The sequence below is a fragment of the Roseitalea sp. MMSF_3546 genome (assembly GCF_030732865.1).
Lineage (GTDB): Bacteria > Pseudomonadota > Alphaproteobacteria > Rhizobiales > Rhizobiaceae > Roseitalea.
Map to the genome: position 1 here is coordinate 103,630 of NZ_JASHKB010000007.1, position 17,256 is coordinate 120,885.

Here is a 17,256-nt window from a genome sequence, read left to right on the forward strand (position 1 = left end):
GCGATGCCCGTGACGTCATGGGCTGCACAGTCTGCGGGGGAGGAGCCTTGGCTGGTCGCGCAATATCGATCCGATGCGGCAATCGCCTTGCCGGGACGCAGCCGCCCCTATCGGCGATGTCGGCCCTGGACACGCTGGATTTCCTGCGCGAGGGGATCTACTGGACCTCGCTCGACGGCAAGCTGATCCATGCCAACAGGGCGCTGGTCGAGCTCAATGGCTACGAAACGCTCGCCGAGCTGCGCGCCGTCGTCAGCGACATCGCCAATGAATGGTATGTCGACGCGGACCGTCGGGCCCAGTTCATGCGGGCGCTGGCCGACGCCGGACAGGTGCGCGACTTCGTTTCGATGGTTCGGCGATACCGGACCGGCGAATGCATCTGGGTCACCGAGGATGCGCGCCTGGTGCTCGATCCGCTCACCGGCAAGCCGTCCCACTACGAAGGATCGGTGCGCGACATCACCGCCATCGTGCGCGGCCAGGAGAATGAACGGCAGTTCGCCAAGCTGGTCAACCAGGTCCCCGGCGGCCTGTTTCAGCTCGCCCGCCACGCCGATGGGCGCTATGCGCTTGTGTTCGCAAGTCCGGGCTTTCATGCGCTGCTGGGCTATCGGCGGGCGGACGATCTCGGCGCGTTGCTGGGCGCGGCCGTTCCGATCCATCCCGATGACCGCGACCGTTACATGCGGTCGCTGGCCGTGTCGGCCGAAACGCTCACCGATTGGGGCGCCGAGTTCCGCATCCTTCGGGCCGATGGCAGCGAACGGTGGCTGTCGCTGTGCGCGACGCCCGAGCGCGCGGACGGCTCGATCGTATGGAGCGGCTATTGCAGCGACATCTCCGAGCGCAAGGCCAATGAGCTGGAAATCAGGCAGCTTGCCCTGTTCGACCCGCTGACCGGGCTCGCCAATCGCCGCCACCTGATCAACGCGCTCGCAAAGAGCATGGAGCGGCATCGGCGCGAGGGCACCTGGGCCGGTCTGATCTGCATCGACCTCGACCACTTCAAGCAGCTCAATGACACCCATGGCCACGGCATCGGCGACCAGATGCTGGTCGAGGCCGGCAAGCGGATGACCGCGATCACCTGGGTCATCGACCTGGTCGCGCGCGTCGATGGCGACGAGTTCGTCATCGTGTGCGAGGATCTGGGCGCGGAATGGCCGGCGGTGCGCGAACGGCTCGAAGCGATCGTCGCCAAGCTGCAGGGCGCGCTGCGCCAGTCGGTGCAGATCGACAAGGTCGACCATCTCGCCACCGGCTCGATGGGCGTGGTCGCCTTCGACGGCAGCGAGGGCGATCCCCAGGAGATCCTGCGCCGCGGCAACGCGGCGATGCACGCGGCCAAGCGGCGGGGCCGCAACACCCATGTCTTCTTCGATCCCGATACGGGGCGGCGCGGCGGGCGCGACTATGCGCTATTGCGCGACATGCTGGCGGCGATGGATGACGGGACGCTCGATTTCCACCTGCAGCCGCAGGTCGACCGGCACGGCGCCGTGCATGGCTGCGAGGCGCTGATGCGCTGGACGCACCCCGATCACGGCTTCGTGCGGCCGTCGGAGTTCTTCCCGATGATCGAGAACTCGCCCTCCATGACGCTGTTCACGCAAGGTGCGGTGTGCCGGGCAATGGCGTGCCTGCGCGACTGGAAGGGCCACGCCGTGCTCGGCCGGCTGACCTTTTCCCTGAACATCACGCCGCACTCGCTGACACAGGAACTGGCCTTTGCGCAATTGTGCGATGTCGTGCGCGCGAATGCCGACATCGCCGGCCGGCTTGTCCTTGAGATCACCGAGCACGTGCTGGCCCAGGACAAGGCGCTCGTTCGCCACAATATGGGCGTCCTGCGCGCACTGGGCGTGCAGTTCTCCATCGACGATTTCGGCACCGGCTTCTCCTCGCTGGCCTATCTGAAGAACCTGACCTTCGACGAGTTGAAGATCGACGGCTCGTTCATCACCGACATGGAGGCCTCCTCCAGCGATCGGGCGCTGGTGCGCACCATCCTGGCGGTGGCGCAGACGCTGGACATGCGCGCGATCGCCGAACGGGTGGAGACCGAAGAGCAGCGCGCCCTGCTGACCGCCTATGGCTGCACCCTCATGCAGGGCCATCTGTTCCGTCCGGCCATGGTACGATCCGAGTTCGAGGCCTATGCGGTCGACCACCCGCCGCCAGGCGAACGCAGCCCGATTTCGGCGAGCGCCTGAACGGGTCGGCGATCGGGCATGGTCAGGCCCGGCCGAGCACGAAGGCGGCGTGGGTGATGGCGGCGAAATGGCAGGCCGAGGCGATGAAGACGAAGCCGTGCCAGACCGCATTCTGGTACTTCAGCCCGTCCCACTGATGGAAAATGACGCCGACCGAATAGGCCACCCCGCCGGCGATCACCAGCCAGGCATCGATGAAGGGCACGGTGGCGAACATCGGCCACAGCAGCAGCAGGCTGGCCCAGCCAAGGCCCAGATAGAGCGGCACCGAATAGCCCTCGAACAGCCGCCCGAACACGATCTTGCCGCCCGCCCCGACGAGCGCGGCAACCCACACCATGGTCAGGATCACATAGCCGAACAGCGTGTCGATGAGCAGGACAATCGGTGTGTAGGACCCGCCGATCTTGACGAAGATCGCCGCCTGATCCAGCCGCCGCAGAAGCGGCCGCGCCCCCGGCCAGGGCGTCATGTGATAGGCCGCCGAAAAGCAGAAAAGCGCCATCACCGAAATGCCGTAGACTATGAGCGCGATGCTCATCGGAACCGAAAGCCGCGTGATGGCGAAGACGAACAGGATCGAGAAGGCGACCAGGCTGGCAATGATGGCGAGCACGTGGATGACGCCATCGGCGATGCGCTCGCCGCGCGTATAATCGGGATAGGCCATGCCGGGCACGATTGCCGGCTTGTGTTCAAGTGCCTTTTGGTTCACCCAGTCCTCGCCTCTGACATGCCCGATGTGCCATCATGCGACAGCCTTCTTAGAGTGCCGTTAACCGCGCCATCAGCCGACCTTACGTCGCACCCGACCGATTCCACGCCTTTCAATGCAAGAACCGCGCCAAATCGAGCAATTCCCGCATGTCATCACCGAGAAGCTGCGCTTCGGTGACACCGACCAGCAAGGTCACGTCAACAACGCGGTGTTCGCCACGCTGTTCGAAAGCGGCCGCGTCGCCTTTCTGTACGACCCCGAACGGGGCATGCCGCCATCTGGTTGCCAATTCGTGATTGCCGAGATCACCATCCGGTTCGCCGGGGAGATGAACTATCCAGGCGAGGTCAGGGTGGCGAGCGGCGTGTCGCGGCTTGGCCGCACATCGGTCGGGCTCAGCCAGGCACTGTTCCTTGACGGGCGCTGCGTGGCCATGGCGGACAGCGCGATCGTGCTGATCGACACGCATACGCGCAGGCCCGCCGCCCTGCCCGACAATGCCCGGGCGGCGCTGTCATCGCTGATGCTGGCGCCATGACGGCAAAGGCCGGGCGCAATGCCCGGCCCCCGATCATGAAAAAATGATGGCCGGCGCGGTTCAGCCGACGATCTCGATTTCCGAGAACCAGTAGGCGATTTCCTCGGCCGCCGTGTCGGGCGCGTCCGAACCGTGCACCGAGTTCTCGCCGATCGAGTTCGCGTAGAGCTTGCGGATCGTGCCCTCGGCGGCCTCGGCGGGGTTGGTCGCGCCCATCACCTCGCGGTTCCTGGCGATGGCGTTTTCGCCCTCGAGCACCTGCACCACCGTCGGGCCGGACGACATGAACGTGCACAACTCGTCGAAGAAGGGCCGCTCACTGTGCACGGCGTAGAACCCCTCGGCCTGCTTGCGGCTCATCCAGACGCGCTTGGAGGCGATGACCCTGAGCCCGTTCTCCTCGAGGATACCGGTGATCGCCCCGGTCAGGTTGCGCGCGGTCGCGTCGGGCTTGATCATGGAAAAGGTGCGCTCGATGGCCATGGACGGGGTCCCTTCGACTGTGATGTGAACGATGCTCGCGATTGGCTGGCCGCCCTATAGCGGCGGGGGCCGGCCGTGCCAAGGGCGTTCGGCGCGGCCAATGCGCTGCCCCTCGCGCCGGCGGGTCGCTTGCGAAGCCCGGCCCGTTCGGGCACAGGAAGGCCATGCTGCAGATCTCAAATCTGACCTATCGCATCGCCGGGCGCGCCCTGTTCGAGGACGCATCGGCCACACTGCCCGCCGGGTCCAAATGCGGCTTCGTCGGCCGCAACGGCACCGGCAAGACGACGCTGTTCCGCCTGTTGACCGGCGAGGCCGCGCCCGAAAGCGGGGCGGTCAGCGTGCCGGCGCGCGCGCGCATCGGCCAGGTGGCGCAGGAGGCGCCGGGCACGCAGGATTCGCTCATCGACACCGTGCTCGCCGCCGATACCGAACGCACCGCGCTTCTGGCGCGCGCCGAGGCCGAGACCGACCCGGACGCCATCGCCGAGATCCACACCCGGCTCGCCGATATCGATGCCCATTCGGCCGAAGCGCGGGCGGCATCGATCCTGTCGGGGCTGGGCTTCGACGCCCAGGCGCAGCGGCGTCCGTGCGCGTCCTTCTCGGGCGGCTGGCGCATGCGCGTCGCGCTCGCGGCGGTGCTGTTTTCGGCGCCCGACCTGCTGCTGCTCGACGAGCCGACAAACTATCTCGATCTCGAGGGTACGCTGTGGCTGGAGACCTACATCCAGCGCTATCCGCACACCGTGATCATCATCAGCCATGACCGCGACCTCTTGAACAGCTGCGCGACATCGATCCTGCATCTGGAACATCGCAAGCTGAGCGTGTATCGCGGCAATTACGACCGGTTCGCGCGCACGCGGGCCGAAAAGGCGGCCCTGTCGGCCAAGATGGCCGAGAAACAGGCGGCGCGGCGCAAGCACATGCAGGCCTTCGTCGACCGGTTCCGCTACAAGGCGTCCAAGGCGCGGCAGGCGCAAAGCCGGCTCAAGGCGCTCGAGAAGATGGGCGAGACGCAGCTTGTCGTCGACGCGGCGGTCGCGCCGATCGCCTTCGCCTCGCCCGAGCGGGAGGCCGCCTCGCCGATCATCGCGCTCGAGAAGGTCTCGGTCGGCTACGATCCGGACCGGCCGGTGCTGCGCCGGCTCGATCTGAGGATCGACCATGACGACCGCATCGCGCTGCTGGGCGCCAACGGCAACGGCAAGTCGACCTTCGCCAAGCTGCTCGCCGGCCGGCTCGACGCGCAGGAGGGGCGCATCGTGCGCGCCGACAAGCTCAAGGTCGCCATGTTCGCCCAGCATCAGCTCGACGATCTCGACCCGAAGGCCAGTGCCTACGGTCATTTTCGGGCGCTCGATCCGCATGGTGCGGAGGCCAGGGTGCGCGCCCGCGTCGCCGCCGCCGGGCTTTCGACCGAGAAGATGGACACGCCGGCGGCCGAACTGTCGGGCGGCGAGCGCGCCCGGTTGACCCTGGCGCTTGCCACCCATGACGCGCCGCATCTTCTGATCCTGGACGAGCCGACCAATCATCTGGATATCGACAGCCGGGCCGCGCTGACCGAGGCGCTGAACGCCTATTCGGGCGCGGTGATCCTGATCAGCCACGACCGGCACCTGATCGAGACCTCCGCCGACCGGCTGTGGCTGGTGGCGGACGGTACGGTGGCGCCGTTCGAGGGCGACATGGACGACTATCGCGCGCAGGTGCTCAGGGCCGCGCCCAGATCCGAATCCACCGAAACGCAGACCGCCAGCGGACGCGACAGGCGGCGGCAGGCGGCGGCACGGCGCGCCGAACTTGCGCCCATGCGCAAAAAGATCAGCGAACTCGAAGGGTTGGTGGAAAAAGCCGACAAGATGATTCAGGCGATCGATGCCGAGTTTCTCAAGCCGGACGTGGCGGGCAATGGCGACAAGGTGGCGGAACTGTCGCGCAAGCGCGCGGCGGCCGAGCACAAGCGCGCCGCCTGGGAGGAACGATGGCTGGCGCTGTCGGCCGAATATGAGGAAGCGGCCACCGAGGCGGGCTAATCGCCCCCGCCCCGGCCCCAGCGCCGCTTGGGCTTGTCCGGCGCCCGGTCGAGCGGCACGCGCCGTCCGATATTGGACGTCTCGACGCGCCCGTCATCGCTACGGCCGCTGGCGCCCGCCGGGGCCCTTGGCCTGCGGCCGCGACGGCGCGAGGCGACGATCAGAAGCAGGCCCACGCCCATGAGCGCATAGGAGGCCGGCGCGATGCGCGGCGCGGGCTCGGCGACGGCAGCGGTGAGCGTCATGTCGACAAAGGCGAGGGGAATCTCGCTGCGGCCGCCCTCGCCGAAGATGAAGTCATGGCCGCCCGTGCCGACCGGCGCGACCGGCGGCAGTTCGGCGTAAAGGCGGGCGCCGGCGGCCGGGTCCGGATCAAGATCGTCCGGGCGCGGGACGAGGTCGATCACCTCGGCGGCAAGCGTGCCGTCCGCATCGTTGATCACCAGCGTGATGGTCGTCACCGCATCATCGGCCGGCGGCGGGCCGTCGCTCCGACCGGTCAACACGACGTCGAGCGGGGCGGCTGCGGGCGACAGCGCGATGTCGGTGATCGCCTGAAAGCCGTCCTGACGGTCATACACGCGATAAGTGCCCAGATCGATGTTGTAATAGGTGCCGAACCAGACCGGATAGGCAAGCGCGCCGGCGGCGCCGAACAGGAGCAGCGCAAGGCCGATCCGTGTGATCACGCGCCGTATCATGGCACCCTCACGCGGCCCGTTCCCAGCGGCCCTCTGGCGTCTGCTTCCAGTAGGCCAGGTCATGGCCGGCGGCGCGAAAGGCGCGCCATTGCGCCCGCGCGGCGTCGACCGCCTCGTCGTCGCGTCCGTCGAACATGACCGCGATGCGCGCATGGCCGGACAGGTCGTCGGGCGCCTGGGCGCCACCGAGCATGAAGCGGATATGCCCTCCATTGGGATTTGCCGTGCCGGCGGTGACGAACACCGGATGATCGCCGGCCGGCTCGTCGCCGTCGCGGCCATGGGGCAGGAAGGATTGCGCGCGGAAGGTCCACAAGTGCTGGTCGATCGCCGCGCAGGCGGCGGCATCGGGCACCTGGATGACGGCGCGCCAGTTGCGGGCGAGCGACTTCTCGACGAGCGCGGGCAGCGCCGCCTCGAGCGCGGTCTCGGTCAGGTGGTAGAAGGTGGCCTCCGTCATCGTCCCGCTTGCGGGCTTTCGTGCACGGCGCGCACCCACTCATCGAGCAGCCGTACGCCGAAGCCGGACCCCCAGGAGGCGTTGACGTCGTTGGCGGGCGAGGCCATGGCGGTACCGGCGACGTCCAGATGCGCCCAGGGCGTGTCGCCGACGAAGCGCTTGAGGAACTGCGCGGCGGTGATCGAGCCGGCATTGCGCCCGCCGACATTCTTCATGTCGGCGAACTTGGAATCGATCATCTTGTCGTATTCGGGACCCAGCGGCATGCGCCAGACCTTCTCGCCGGTCGCCATGCCGGCCTTCGACAGCGCTTCGGCGATGGCGTCGTCATTGGTGAAAAGGCCCGCATGCTCCTGGCCCAGCGCGACGATGATCGCGCCGGTCAGGGTGGCCAGATTGATCATCGACCTGGGCTCGTAGGTCTTCTTGCAGTAGGTCAGCATGTCGGCCAGGATCAGCCGGCCCTCGGCGTCGGTGTTGATCACCTCGATCGTCTGACCGGACATGGACGTGACGATGTCGCCGGGGCGCTGGGCGTTGCCGTCGGGCATGTTCTCGACCAGGCCGACAATGCCGATGGCATTGACCTTCGCCTTGCGGCCGGCGAGCGCATGCATCAGGCCGGTGACGGCCGCCGCCCCGCCCATGTCGCCCTTCATGTCCTCCATCCCGCCGGAGGGCTTGATGGAGATGCCGCCGGTATCGAAGACCACGCCCTTGCCGATGAAGGCGACCGGCTTGTGCCTTGCGCCGGCGCCGTTCCATTTCATGATCACGATGCGCGGCGGCCGCGCCGAGCCCTGCGCGACGCCAAGAAAGGCGCCCATGCCGAGCTTCTTCATCTGCTTTTCGTCGAGCGTGTCGACCTCGACGCCGAGCGCCCCGAGCGCCTCGGTCCGGCCCGCGAACTCGACCGGTCCGAGCAGGTTGGCCGGCTCGTTGACCAGATCGCGCGCCAGCATGACGCCGCGCGCCACCGCCTCGGCGCCCTCCCAGCCCTTCTTGGCCTCGGCCGCTCCGGCGATCTGGATCGTCACCTTCTGCGCCTTCTTGGGGTCGGCCTTGCCATTGTCGTCATTGTCGCCGGACTTGACGGTCTTGTACTTGTCGAAGTCGTAGGCGCGCAGCATCCAGCCCTGTCCGAAGGCCGTCGCGGCATCGGCATCCATGGCCTCGCCGCCAATGACGGTGACGAAACTCTCCTTTGCAAGCGCCTTGCGGGCGGCGCCGCCGAGCGCCTGCCAATCGCTCCGGGTCAGCTCGTCGACCTTGCCGGCGCCGATCGCCAGGATCCGGCTCGCCGGGCTGCCCGAAGGTGCCAGCACGTCGAGCAGCGCCTTCTTCTTGCCCTTGAACTCTGCGATCCTGGCCGCGCGGTCGAGCACGCCGTCGCCGTCGACATCACCTGCAAGCCCCGACAGCTCGGCGTCCTGGGGCGACACGATCACGACGGCGCCCTTCTTGATGGCCGTGGGCTTGGCAAATGAAACGGTCGGCAAAATGGACATGGGCTCGCACCACCTTGTTGGTATCTGGCTAAGCGGTTGATTTTGGTGTTCCAAGCGGCGATAGCAAGGCCGCGCAAGCGCTGCAATGGTCCGTTAACCGCGTTCGTTGGGGGCACGTTAGCCGCGCGCGGACATCATTGACAGCATCTTACCGGGCGGCCGACAATTCGACCGACTGCCGGCGCGCGGCTCGCGGCGGCCGCTCGGCGCCACGGGAAAGACCATTGACGACCATTGAACGCTACATTTTCCGTCGGGTTGCAGTGTCTTCCATCGGTGCCTTTGCGGCGATCCTGGCGGTGGTCTGGGTCAGCCAGGCGGTGACGCGAATCGATTTCGCCACCGGCAGCGGCGGCGCGATCGGCGCGTTCCTGACCATGATGGCGCTCCTGACGCCGCAATTCATCACGCTGACCCTGCCCTTCGGCCTGCTGATCGGCGCGATGAGCGTGCTCAATGCGATGAACTCGGACAGCGAGATGCCGATCGTCGCGGGCGTCGGCATCAGCCGCCTGACGGTGGCGCGGCCGCTGCTGATCCTGGCACTTGTCTTCGGCGCGGTGATCGCCCTCAACAACCACGTGGCCGAACCGGCCGGCAATCGCGCCGCCCGCGACATCATCATCGACTTCCGCACCGACCTTCTGTCCTCGCTGATCACCGAGGGGCGCTTCACGCGCATCGAGCGCGGACTGGTGATCTATATCGACGAGCGCCGGCCCAACGGCACGCTGGGCGGCATCATGATCGCCGACCGGCGCGAGGACAACCAGCACCTGATCTACTACGCGCGCCAGGGCGTTGCCGACGAGCACAACGGCGAACCCGTGGTGCTGCTCAATGACGGGCAGATCCATCGCAAGGACCCGGTTTCGGGCACGATCTCGATCATCCGCTTTCAGTCCTATGCGATCGGCCTGTCGCAGTTCGAAAGCGCCACCGACACCGAGCAATACATGCTGCATGAGCGCAGCACGCCCTACCTGCTCGATCCGGACCCGAACGACCGCCATGTGCAGAGGAACCCCGGCCAGATCCGCGGCGAACTCCACCGCCGTTTCACCGAATGGCTGTATCCGGCGCTGTTTGCGGCGATCGCGCTGGTCATGGCCGGCCAGCCGCGCTCGCACCGCTCGGGCGCCAACACGGCCATGTTCCTGGGCTTTGCCGGCGCGCTCGGCTATCGCTGGGCGGGCTATTTCGCCTACAATCAGGTCAAGGGCGACGGTTCGCTGTTCTGGCTGCTCTATGCGATTCCGATCGCCGGGCTGGCGCTGGGCGCGTTCATGTTCCTGACCGGCCGCACCGTCGGGCTGCCGGACGCGGCGATGTCGAGACTTGCGCGCTGGCGCGAAACGATGCGCGCGGCGCGGCTGCGCGCAATGCGCAATCGCAGCACGGCCTAGGGTCTGTCAAATGTTCGCCGGCCACACGCTTCAATGGTACATTTTCAGGCGCCTCGTCGGCATGATGGCCGTCTTTGCGGTCGCGATCGCCGCCCTCGCCGTGCTGATCGATTTCACCGAAATGACCAACCGGGCCGGCAACCTGTCCGAATACACGGTCGGGCTGGGGCTCATGATCTCGGCCATCCGCGCGCCGTTCTATGTCCTGGGGGCGCTGCCATTCGTGATGCTGTTTGCCACCATCGCCACGCTGATCGCGCTCAACCGCCGATTCGAGCTGGTCGTCGCGCGCTCGGCGGGCATGTCGGCGTGGCAGTTCCTGGCGCCGACATGGGGGGCGGCCATTGCCATCGGCATCGTGTCGGTCGCCGTTCTCAGCCCGCTCGCCGCAAGCGGGTTTTCCGCCGCCGAGGCGATCGAGGGCAGCTGGAGCGGGTCGCCGGCCAGCCGCGCCCTGCCCGACGAGGAACCCTGGCTGCGCCAGAACCGGGTCGATGGCGGCACGGTGCTGATCGGCGCGCAACGCGTCACCAATGATGAGGTCCTGCTGCGTGAGGCGGTGTTCCTCGAGATTTCGGCGGGCGGTTCGATCATTGCACGGCACGATGCCGAGAGCGCCCGGCTCGACGACGGTCAATGGGTGCTCGAGGACGTCACCACCAGCCTCGCCGACCAGCGGCCGATCTGGCGCGACACGATCGTCATCGCCACCGCCCTCAACGAGGCGGTGATCCGCGAGGCGCTGGTGCCGGCCGAGATGGTGCCGGTCTACGCCCTGCCCGCCCAGATCGAGGCGGCACGATCGTTCGGCGTGCCCGCGCATCCGTTTCGAATGCAATTTCATTCACTTGTGGCCCTGCCCGCGCTGCTGGTCGCGATGACGCTGGTCGCTGCAACCGTGTCGCTGCGCTTTGTCCGGTCGGGCCAGTCCACCCCCATGATTGTGGGTGGCATCGCCGCAGGCTTCGTGCTTTATGTCCTGACGGCGCTGGCCAAGTCGTTCGGCAGCGCGGGGATCATTCCTCCGCCGCTCGCCGCGTGGCTGCCGGTGCTTTGCGGCATGTTGTTCGGTACGGCGTATCTCCTGCACCGCGAGGACGGATAGTGCGTGACCTTGGGGGAAATTCGGCGCAGCCGCGCAATGCGGCGAGCTGCACCGGTCTGTCCCGGCTCCTTGCGGCGACGCTGACCGCCGGCGTGTGCGCATTCGCCCTGCTGGCCGCGCCCGCGGCCGCGCAAACGCCCGAAGCGCTGGCCGAACTGGGCGCGCCGAACCCTGACGCGCAGCTGCTGTTGCAGGCGGACGAGCTCATCTACGACAACGACCGCCGAATCATCTCGGCGGTCGGCGATGTGCGGATCGACTATGACGGCTCGCTGCTGGCCGCCGACCGGGTCAGCTACATCGAGCCCACCGGCCGGCTGGTCGCCGTCGGCCGTGTGGAGATCCTGCAGCCGGGCGGCACGCGGCTGTTCGCCGAGGAAATCGACATCACCGACGATTTTCGCGACGGCTTCATCAATGCGCTGCGCGTGGTGACGACCGACAACACCCGATTCGCCGCCGAGAGCGCCGAACGGCGCAGCGGCACGGTGACGATCTTCAACAACGGGCTGTACACCGCCTGCGAGCCCTGCGCCGAGCGTCCGGACAAGCCGCCGATCTGGCAGATCAAGGCGCAGCGAATCATCTGGAACGGCGAGGAAAAGACCGTCCGGTTCGAAAACGCCAGTTTCGAGTTCTTCGGCGTGCCGATCGCGCGCGTGCCGGTGTTCACCACGGCCGACCCGACAGTGCGGCGCAAGAGCGGCTTTCTGGCGCCCGAATTCAGCTTCGCCGATCCGCTCGGCTTCGGCGTTTCGGTGCCCTATTTCCTGGTCACCTCGCCCAGTTCGGACCTCACGCTGACCGGCACGGGCTACACCCGGCAGGGCTTCATGGGCCAGGCCGAGTTCCGCAAGCGGCTGGACAATGGCCGGTTCAACCTGAAGATCGCCGGCATCCACCAGTTCGACCCCGGCGCCTTCGATCCGGGCACCGTCGACCGCATGGCGCGCAATCGCGGCATGGTCGCAACAAGCGGGCAGTTCGACATCAATCCGCGCTGGCAGTGGGGCTGGAACGGGCTGCTGCAGAGCGACAAGAATTTCGCACGCACCTATGCGATCGAGGGTTACGACGACGAGGTCGTCACCAACGAGATCTATCTGACCGGACTTTCGGGCCGCAATTTCTTCGACGCGCGCGCCATGTCCTTCACCGTCCAGGAGAACGTGCCCGACCCGGCCGGGCGCGACGACAGCCAGCCCGTCGTGCTGCCCAGTGTCGATTACGGCTACATCGTCTCCCAGCCGGTGGCCGGCGGCGAACTGAGCTTCGATGTCAACACGCGCGCCATCTGGCGCGATGCGACCGACATGCGCGCCATGCCGGGCCTGGCGACCGACGACAATTACGCCACCTTCGGCATTGACGGGCAGAACTGGCGCATGACGGCCGAAAGCGAATGGCGGCGCACGCTGGTCGCGCCGGGCGGACTGGCGGTCACGCCGATCCTGCACGCGCGCGGCGAGGCGTTCGGCCTGAACGCGAGCGCAATGGGCGCATTGTCCGAGACGATGGAGGATGCCGGCGCCGCGCTCGCTGCCGACGGCACCTATTGGCGGGGCATGGCGACCGCCGGCGTGGAGGCGCGCTGGCCGCTGCTCGTCACCGCACCGGGCTCGACCCATGTGATCGAACCGGTGGCGCAGGTGTTCCTGCGCCCCGATGCGCCCGGCAACGGCGTTCTGCCCAACGAGGACGCCCAGAGCCTCGTGTTCGACGCGGCCAGCCTGTTCGAGCGCGACAAGTTCTCCGGTTACGACCGGATCGAGGGCGGCCATCGCGCCAATATCGGGCTGCGTTATTCGGGCGAGTTCGCGGGCGGGTTCAGCGCGACCGGCATTTTCGGCCAGTCGATCCACCTTGGCGGCCAGAACCCCTATGCACGGGCCGATACGACCAATACCGGCGCCGAATCGGGGCTGGAGACCGATCGGTCGGACTATGTCGGCAGCTTCGGCGTGCGCCACGAGAACGGCTTTGCCGCGGGCGTTGGCGCGCGCTTTGACGAGACCGATCTCGCTCTCAGGCGCGCCGAAGCCGACATCTCCTTTTCGACCGAGGCGGTGCGCCTTGCGGCGAACTACGCCGTCATCAAGGCGCAGCCGACCTATGGGTTCGCCAGCGACCGCAAGGAAGTCTCCGCGAAAGCGCAGCTAAGGTTCGCCGAATACTGGAGCGTTCTTGGCGCTGCGAACTACGATCTGACCAATTCGCGTTTCGACGAACAGGCGATCGGCCTTGCCTATGACGACGAGTGCTTCTCCTTTCTGGTCGCCTATAGCGAGGACCGCGACGAGACCAACGCCATCAATCGCTCGATCGGCTTCAAGTTGACCGCACGCACGCTGGGCGATCTGGGCGGCACGCCCCGGACGCTTGATTTCTGAGCGGACAGGATGTGTCATCGTTTCGCCGGAAACGACGGCCAACCAGACCGAGGGCGCTGTCGCCACGGAATTGGCGACAGCCATTGAGAACAGGACAATTTCCGAGGCACGATGATGACGACAACGAGCTTTCCTTCATGGTCCAGGGCGCTGGCCACACTCGTGCTCGCAGCGGGCATCGCGGCGGCGCCGGTCGCGGTATCGGGCCTGCCCAACGCGGGCGCCCTTGTCAGCGCAGCCCAGGCTTCGGAGATCCGCGCGATCGTCAATGACGAGGTGGTGACCAGCTATGACGTGGCACGACGCGCCGCCTTCCTGCGGCTGCAGCGCCAGTCCGGCAATCTGAACGCCAAGGCGACCGACGAACTGATCGAGGAGGCCATCAAGCGCGATGCGATCGACCGCGCCGGCATCCGCGTGCCCGACCGCATGGTCGATTCGGCGTTCGGCAATTTCGCCTCCAACAACGGCATGTCCACCAGCCAGCTCAGGCAGATCCTGAACCAGTCGGGCGTGACCGCCAAGCATTTCCGCGAATTCATCCGCCTGCAGATCGGCTGGGACCAGACGCTGATGTGGCGCGCCCGCAACCAGGGCAGCCGCGCCCTGAGCGAGCAGGACGTGGTTGCCAAGATGCTCGAGCGCGGCGGCGACAAGCCGACCTCGACCGAATATTTGCTGCAGCAGGTGATCTTCCTGGTGCCGCAGGACCAGCGCTCGCGGCAATTGGCGGGACGCCGGCAGGAGGCCAACAACATGCGCAGCATGGTGACCGGCTGCGACGGCACCATCGGCCTGGCACAGCAATTGCGCGACGTGACGGTCCGCGACCTGGGGCGGGTGCTCGCCCTCGAACTGCCGGCGGCCTGGGAAGACGACGTCAAGGGGCTGCAGACCGGACAGACCACGCGCGTCAAGGAGACCGAACGCGGCGTCGAGTTCCTGGTGGTGTGCCGTGCCCGCCAGGTCAGCGACGACCGCGTCGCCAAGCTGCAGTTTTCGACCGAAGAGCTTGAAAGCGATCAGAGCGGCGAGGATTTCCTGGCCGAGCTGCGCAAGAACGCACGGATCCAGCGGCGCTGACGGACCGCGTCGAAAGCCCCGCCGATACGGCTCCCCAAGAGGCGATCGCGGGCGAGCGCGCCGCGCCCGTGGCGGTCAGTTGCGGCGAGCCGGCGGGCATCGGGCCCGACATCATCGCCATGGCCTGGACGGCGCGGCGCCGGCGCCGATTGCCCGTCTTCTTCGTGCTTGGCGATCCCGAGCAGCTGGCCATGCGGATCGCCCGGCTCGGGCTTGACGTGCCGCTCGCCGCCTGCGAGCCGGACCAGGCGCCCGCGGTCTTCGCCGACCATCTGCCCGTGGTTCCGCTCGACGCGCCGCTCGGCGAATCGCCCGGCCGGGTCGAGCCGGGCAATGCCGCCGGTGTGATCGAGGCGATCGACCGTGCGGTCACGCTGACCCTCGCCGGCAAGGCCCGCGCGGTCGTCACCGCGCCGATCGCCAAGAAACCGCTCTACGAGGCGGGCTTCGATCACCCCGGCCACACCGAGTACCTCGCCGCTCTCGCGGCCCGCCATACCGACGCCGCGATGCGCCCGGTCATGATGATCGCCGGGCCGCATCTGAAGACCATCCCGGTGACGATCCACATACCGCTTGCGGCCGTGCCGGGCACGCTCACCAAGGAACTGATCGTCGAGACCGGGCGGATCGCAGATCGCGACCTGAAGACGCGTTTCGGCATCGCCAGCCCGCGACTGGCCGTTGCCGGGCTCAATCCGCATGCGGGCGAAGGCGGTGCGCTGGGCAGCGAGGACGCCGAAATCGTCGCGCCCGCCGTTGCGCGGCTGCGCGGGCAAGGCATCGCGGCGACCGGGCCGCTGCCGGCCGATACCATGTTCCATGCCGCCGCGCGCGCGGGCTACGACGTCGCGCTTTGCATGTATCACGATCAGGCCCTGATCCCGGCCAAGGCGCTCGATTTCGACGAAGGGGTCAATGTCACGCTCGGCCTGCCCTTCATCCGCACCTCGCCCGACCACGGCACCGCCTTTGCCATTGCGGGCACGGGCGCGGCCAGGCCCGACAGCTTCATGGCGGCGCTGACCATGGCGGACCGGATGGCGGGCCGCTCGCGGCCGGGCGCATGACCGGCGCGCCCGACCGGCCCGACACGGCGATGGACGGCCTGCCGCCGCTGCGCACGGTGATCGCCGCGCACGACCTTGGCGCCAGGAAGTCGCTCGGCCAGAACTTCCTTTTCGATCTCAACCTGACCGGCAGGATCGCCCGGCAGGCGGGCGATCTGGGCGATGCGACGGTGATCGAGGTCGGCCCCGGGCCGGGCGGGCTGACACGCGCCTTGCTCCATGAAGGGGCAAGGCGTGTCGTTGCCATCGAGCGCGACAGGCGCTGCCTTGCCGCGCTCGGCGAGATCGCGGCCCATCACCGCGGCCGGCTGCGCATCATCGAGGCCGATGCGATGGCGGTCGATTATGCCGCGCTGGCCAGCGGGCGTACGCTGATCGTCGCCAACCTGCCCTACAATATCGGCACCGCCCTGCTGGTGAAGTGGCTGAGCGTGCAGCCATGGCCGCCCTTCTACGAAGCGATGGTCCTGATGTTCCAGCGCGAGGTCGCCGAACGGATCGTCGCCGGGCCTGGCGATGCGGCCTATGGCCGGCTGGGCGTGCTCGCCGGGTGGCGGTGCCACGCGTCGATCGCCTTCGACGTGCCGCCGCAGGCCTTCTGGCCCGCGCCCAAGGTGACCTCCTCGGTTGTCCGGCTGACGCCGCGCGGGGACCCGATCGCGGCCGATGCGGGCAAGCTCGAGACGGTCACGCGCCACGCCTTCGGCCAGCGGCGCAAGATGCTGCGCCAGAGCCTGAAGCCGCTGGGCGGCGCGGCGCTGCTCGAAAAGGCGGGCATCGACGGGGCACGGCGCGCCGAGACGCTGTCGGTCGCCGAATTCTGCGCGCTGGCCAACGCGCTTTGATCAGTGCGCGGCGGGCACGCCCGCAAGCAGCGACTGGACGAAGTCGAACAGGCCCGGCCGGCGGTCGCGGCGCAGCCTTTCGGCCCTGACGATGGCGCGCAGCGCCTCGAAGGCACGGTCCAGATCGTCATTGACGATGACATAGTCATAGTCGCGCCATTGTTCGATCTCGCGGGCGGCATTGGCGAGCCGGCGCTCGATCACCTCGGGCCGGTCCTCGGCGCGGCGCTTGAGGCGGGCCTTGAGCTCGTCCATGGACGGCGGCAGGATGAACACCGAGACCACGTCGGCGCGCATCTTCTCGGACAGTTGCCGTGCGCCCTGCCAGTCGATGTCGAACAGCATGTCGCGACCGTCCGCCATGGCGCTTTCGACCGGCTCGCGCGGGGTGGCATACAGATTGCCGTGCACCTCGGCCCATTCGAGCAGTTCGTCGGTATCGCGCATGCGCGCGAAGGTGCGCTCGTCGACAAAACGGTAGTGGATGCCCTCGATCTCGCTGCCGCGGCGCGGCCGCGTGGTTACCGAAACCGACAGCACCAGATTGTCATCGGTCTCGAGCAGGTTGCGCGCGAGCGTCGATTTCCCGGCGCCCGAGGGCGAGGAGATCACCAGCATCAGGCCACGGCGCGCAATGGTGGTTGCGCCATTGCCCGGGGCGTTGTCGTGGATGGTCAGAACGCTCTCCCTT

The 17,256-nt window shown here is 67.6% G+C and carries 15 protein-coding genes; 9 read left to right on the top strand and 6 right to left on the bottom strand.

Annotated elements, in window-relative coordinates; genetic code table 11:
• Positions 1-47 precede the first annotated feature (47 nt).
• On the top strand, positions 48-2,216 hold the full coding sequence (locus RBB34_RS07930) for an EAL domain-containing protein (RefSeq protein ID WP_306118662.1): 2,169 nt from the start codon (positions 48-50) through the stop codon (positions 2,214-2,216).
• Between the two features lie 22 nt (positions 2,217-2,238).
• Here RBB34_RS07930 and RBB34_RS07935 read toward each other — a convergent pair whose 3' ends face one another.
• Complete coding sequence (locus RBB34_RS07935) at positions 2,239-2,931, bottom strand: hemolysin III family protein (protein WP_306118663.1); 693 nt, start codon at positions 2,929-2,931, stop codon at positions 2,239-2,241.
• Positions 2,932-3,046: 115 nt separating this feature from the next.
• On the opposite strand from RBB34_RS07935, the gene RBB34_RS07940 reads away from it, so the two are divergent.
• The gene (locus tag RBB34_RS07940) at positions 3,047-3,472 is read left to right on the top strand and encodes a thioesterase family protein (RefSeq protein ID WP_306118664.1); all 426 of its coding nucleotides are present in this window, start codon (positions 3,047-3,049) and stop codon (positions 3,470-3,472) included.
• A gap of 60 nt (positions 3,473-3,532) precedes the next feature.
• Here the strand turns inward: RBB34_RS07940 and ndk are convergent, their stop codons facing one another.
• The gene (ndk, locus tag RBB34_RS07945) at positions 3,533-3,955 is read right to left on the bottom strand and encodes a nucleoside-diphosphate kinase (protein WP_306118665.1); all 423 of its coding nucleotides are present in this window, start codon (positions 3,953-3,955) and stop codon (positions 3,533-3,535) included.
• Positions 3,956-4,119: 164 nt separating this feature from the next.
• Here ndk and RBB34_RS07950 point away from each other — a divergent pair, with 164 nt between their 5' ends.
• Positions 4,120-5,997, top strand: coding sequence for an ABC-F family ATP-binding cassette domain-containing protein (locus RBB34_RS07950; RefSeq protein WP_306118666.1), 1,878 nt, complete (start codon positions 4,120-4,122; stop codon positions 5,995-5,997).
• On the opposite strand, the gene RBB34_RS07955 is transcribed toward RBB34_RS07950, so the two are convergent.
• Genes RBB34_RS07955 through RBB34_RS07965 form a run of 3 tightly spaced genes read right to left on the bottom strand, consistent with a single transcriptional unit; the run spans position 5,994 to position 8,666 of the window.
• Positions 5,994-6,686 carry a hypothetical protein gene (locus RBB34_RS07955; protein ID WP_306118667.1) on the bottom strand — a complete coding sequence of 231 codons (693 nt, stop codon included), beginning with the start codon at positions 6,684-6,686 and terminating at the stop codon, positions 5,994-5,996. The genes RBB34_RS07950 and RBB34_RS07955 overlap by 4 nt on opposite strands.
• Positions 6,687-6,705: 19 nt before the next feature.
• On the bottom strand, positions 6,706-7,158 hold the full coding sequence (locus RBB34_RS07960) for a DNA polymerase III subunit chi (protein ID WP_306118668.1): 453 nt from the start codon (positions 7,156-7,158) through the stop codon (positions 6,706-6,708).
• Positions 7,155-8,666, bottom strand: a complete 1,512-nt coding sequence (locus RBB34_RS07965) for a leucyl aminopeptidase (RefSeq protein ID WP_306118669.1) — start codon at positions 8,664-8,666, stop codon at positions 7,155-7,157. Before RBB34_RS07965 ends, RBB34_RS07960 begins: the two co-directional genes overlap by 4 nt.
• A 224-nt stretch (positions 8,667-8,890) precedes the next feature.
• On the opposite strand from RBB34_RS07965, the gene lptF reads away from it, so the two are divergent.
• The 6 genes from lptF to rsmA all read left to right on the top strand — a co-directional run bounded on the left by lptF (position 8,891) and on the right by rsmA (position 16,565).
• A complete protein-coding gene (gene lptF / locus RBB34_RS07970; RefSeq protein ID WP_306118670.1) occupies positions 8,891-10,072 on the top strand; it encodes an LPS export ABC transporter permease LptF in 1,182 nt (393 codons plus the stop codon).
• A gap of 10 nt (positions 10,073-10,082) precedes the next feature.
• Positions 10,083-11,177, top strand: coding sequence for an LptF/LptG family permease (locus RBB34_RS07975; RefSeq protein WP_306118671.1), 1,095 nt, complete (start codon positions 10,083-10,085; stop codon positions 11,175-11,177).
• Entirely contained in the window at positions 11,177-13,567 is a 2,391-nt protein-coding gene (locus RBB34_RS07980) for an LPS-assembly protein LptD (RefSeq protein ID WP_306118672.1), read from the top strand. The genes RBB34_RS07975 and RBB34_RS07980 overlap by 1 nt, the downstream gene beginning before the upstream one ends.
• Positions 13,568-13,678: 111 nt before the next feature.
• Complete coding sequence (locus RBB34_RS07985; protein ID WP_306118673.1) at positions 13,679-14,650, top strand: SurA N-terminal domain-containing protein; 972 nt, start codon at positions 13,679-13,681, stop codon at positions 14,648-14,650.
• Positions 14,651-14,694: 44 nt separating this feature from the next.
• Positions 14,695-15,720: a 4-hydroxythreonine-4-phosphate dehydrogenase PdxA gene (pdxA, locus tag RBB34_RS07990; protein WP_306118718.1), complete on the top strand. Its 1,026-nt coding sequence runs from the start codon at positions 14,695-14,697 to the stop codon at positions 15,718-15,720.
• Positions 15,717-16,565 (top strand): 16S rRNA (adenine(1518)-N(6)/adenine(1519)-N(6))-dimethyltransferase RsmA, encoded by an 849-nt coding sequence (gene rsmA / locus RBB34_RS07995; protein ID WP_306118674.1) that lies wholly within the window; start codon positions 15,717-15,719, stop codon positions 16,563-16,565. Before pdxA ends, rsmA begins: the two co-directional genes overlap by 4 nt.
• Here the strand turns inward: rsmA and gmk are convergent, their stop codons facing one another.
• Positions 16,566-17,183 carry a guanylate kinase gene (gene gmk, locus RBB34_RS08000; RefSeq protein WP_306118675.1) on the bottom strand — a complete coding sequence of 206 codons (618 nt, stop codon included), beginning with the start codon at positions 17,181-17,183 and terminating at the stop codon, positions 16,566-16,568. It abuts the gene before it with no gap.
• Positions 17,184-17,256: the final 73 nt, after the last annotated feature.

Excerpts from the sequence above, each read along its gene's own strand:
- RBB34_RS07940 (WP_306118664.1), top strand. The coding sequence starts at position 3,047 with ATGCAAGAACCGCGCCAAATCGAGCAATTCCCGCATGTCATCACCGAG.
- ndk (WP_306118665.1), bottom strand. The coding sequence starts at position 3,955 with ATGGCCATCGAGCGCACCTTTTCCATGATCAAGCCCGACGCGACCGCG.
- RBB34_RS07950 (WP_306118666.1), top strand. The coding sequence starts at position 4,120 with ATGCTGCAGATCTCAAATCTGACCTATCGCATCGCCGGGCGCGCCCTG.
- RBB34_RS07960 (WP_306118668.1), bottom strand. The coding sequence starts at position 7,158 with ATGACGGAGGCCACCTTCTACCACCTGACCGAGACCGCGCTCGAGGCG.
- RBB34_RS07965 (WP_306118669.1), bottom strand. The coding sequence starts at position 8,666 with ATGTCCATTTTGCCGACCGTTTCATTTGCCAAGCCCACGGCCATCAAG.
- RBB34_RS07975 (WP_306118671.1), top strand. The coding sequence starts at position 10,083 with ATGTTCGCCGGCCACACGCTTCAATGGTACATTTTCAGGCGCCTCGTC.
- RBB34_RS07985 (WP_306118673.1), top strand. The coding sequence starts at position 13,679 with ATGATGACGACAACGAGCTTTCCTTCATGGTCCAGGGCGCTGGCCACA.
- rsmA (WP_306118674.1), top strand. The coding sequence starts at position 15,717 with ATGACCGGCGCGCCCGACCGGCCCGACACGGCGATGGACGGCCTGCCG.
- gmk (WP_306118675.1), bottom strand. The coding sequence starts at position 17,183 with ATGCTGGTGATCTCCTCGCCCTCGGGCGCCGGGAAATCGACGCTCGCG.